Origin of the sequence: Rhodococcoides trifolii (genome assembly GCF_014635345.1) — a bacterium.
In the GTDB taxonomy this organism is placed as follows: Bacteria; Actinomycetota; Actinomycetes; order Mycobacteriales; family Mycobacteriaceae; genus Rhodococcoides; species Rhodococcoides trifolii.
On the sequence record NZ_BMCU01000013.1, the window covers coordinates 1 to 1,705 of the forward strand.

General features: G+C 59.2%; 3 protein-coding genes and 1 pseudogene. 3 read left to right on the forward strand and 1 reads right to left on the reverse strand.

Annotated features, from left to right (window positions below; translation table 11 throughout):
• The coding region (locus tag IEW02_RS24965; protein WP_188548015.1) for a dTDP-4-dehydrorhamnose 3,5-epimerase family protein at window positions 1-238 on the reverse strand (238 nt) is incomplete at its 3' end.
• Window positions 239-277: 39 nt separating this feature from the next.
• Between IEW02_RS24965 and IEW02_RS24970 the strand changes: the two are divergent.
• From IEW02_RS24970 to IEW02_RS25515, 3 genes and pseudogenes are all read left to right on the forward strand, one after another.
• Window positions 278-424, forward strand: a pseudogene (locus IEW02_RS24970) (NAD-dependent epimerase/dehydratase family protein); the annotation flags it as partial.
• A gap of 449 nt (window positions 425-873) precedes the next feature.
• Window positions 874-1,470, forward strand: coding sequence for an SGNH/GDSL hydrolase family protein (locus IEW02_RS24975; RefSeq protein WP_188548156.1), 597 nt, complete (start codon window positions 874-876; stop codon window positions 1,468-1,470).
• Window positions 1,471-1,593: 123 nt separating this feature from the next.
• Window positions 1,594-1,705 (forward strand): LPKTxAVK-anchored surface protein (locus tag IEW02_RS25515; RefSeq protein WP_371829998.1); only part of this gene is annotated, 112 nt, incomplete at its 3' end.

The window sequence follows — 1,705 nt, forward strand, 5'->3', positions numbered from 1 at the left end:
CCCCGCGTGTGCAGGTGACGTACTTCGCCTGACCGGGCGGGTTCACGGTGTAGTGGATGCCGCGCAGGACGCCGGCAGCGGAGACGGAGCAGTTCGCCTGCCGCAGGTTCAGCGGGTGCCCGACGGCGGGTTCGAAGACGGAGGCTTTGAACCATTCGAAGAACACGCCGCGGTCGTCGCCGAATTGCTTGGGGGTGTACTCGAACGCCCCGGCCACCGAAAGTTCACGCAAAGTCACGAGAGCACAGTATCGGGCGCACCCGTATTCTTGCTGTCCATGAAGCTTCTCGTGACCGGTGGTGCCGGGTTCATCGGCGCGAATTTCGTGCATCAGACCCTCGCCACTCGGCCGGACGCCCAGATCACGGTGCTCGATGCGTTGACCTACGCCGGCAACGAAGAATCTGTGGCCTCGGTCAGAGACACAGCGGGAACTCACACTTAACCGCAGTTGGGACGACCACCCAGGTACTTCACGCTGTGGCCGGTAAGCGATCCCACGCTTCGCGCACGCACTGGGTCACGTGATGACCTGTCTCAGGGAGCGCCCGTTAGCAGACCAACAGATGAATGTGAACTCGCGCGACTAGTTCATCACTCAAAATTGCTCGTCGCGCGCTCGAGCCGACCGCTAAGGCATGATCTTCAGTTGTGGGGATAAAGCGAAGCAAACGCGATAGGGAGTTAGCAGGCCCTAGACAGGTGACGAAGTGGTCCGTACTCGGAATTATCGCTCTGGGTCTGTCCTTGATCACTGTAGTGGGTGCGGGGGCGTACGCGTTGAGCAGACCAGATCCCGCGCCTCTGATGATCGCTAACCCACCATCTGGCGAGCAAACCGTAATCAACGCAGCAGCTCAGCGTCCCGTTGCTGTGACATTTGGGGACTCTTGGTTCAACGGCGAGAATAGCGTTGCTGCTGAACGCACGTTCGGCGCTACCGCAGTGAGGGATCTCGGTTATGCACCCATCGTTCTTGGAGCGTCAGGAACTAGCTACGTCTCGTCGGGACCGCCGCCGTCGGACGTCCCGAACTATGTGGATCAGATCGCTGCCGGTGAGCTCGACATCCCGGAACGGTTGCGACAACGAGTCGGACTGATTCTGCTCGAGGGCGGCATCGGTGACGAGAACAAGGATCCCGCTGTTGTGGAAGTGAACGCGATCTCGGTCATGCAGTCCCTACGCGAGGCTTACCCCGACGCCGTGCCGGTCGTGCTCGGTCTTTTCGCTGACGCCAACGGCTTTATTTCTGAAGTACGGTCCGCGGTCGACAAAGCAATTGAACGCGCAGCGTCCGCTACCGGTTACATGTATATCTCGACCGCGACCTGGCGTAACCCCGAAAACGCAGCAGGCCTTAACGGAGCCGATCGAGCCTATCCGTCCTCGCAGGGTCATCTGTCATTGGCGGAAGTACTCAAGCAGGTGCTCTCGGACAGGCAGCTGGCCGCCCAGCCCGACGGCTAAACGAAATTCTCAAACGTCCACATTGCCTGGTGATCAGTTCCTTTTCGCAGTTGAAATGGGTCGAGAACCATTTCGGTTCAAGTCCTATCGTTTTGCGTGGGGTGACGGCAGACGATAACGGATATGTTATCCAAGGCACTACCAAAGACTCACGCGGTGAAGGGATTGCGTATGCGAGGAATCGTTTTGGCCGGTGGTTCGGGGACGCGGTTGCATCCGATCACGTTGGGGACGT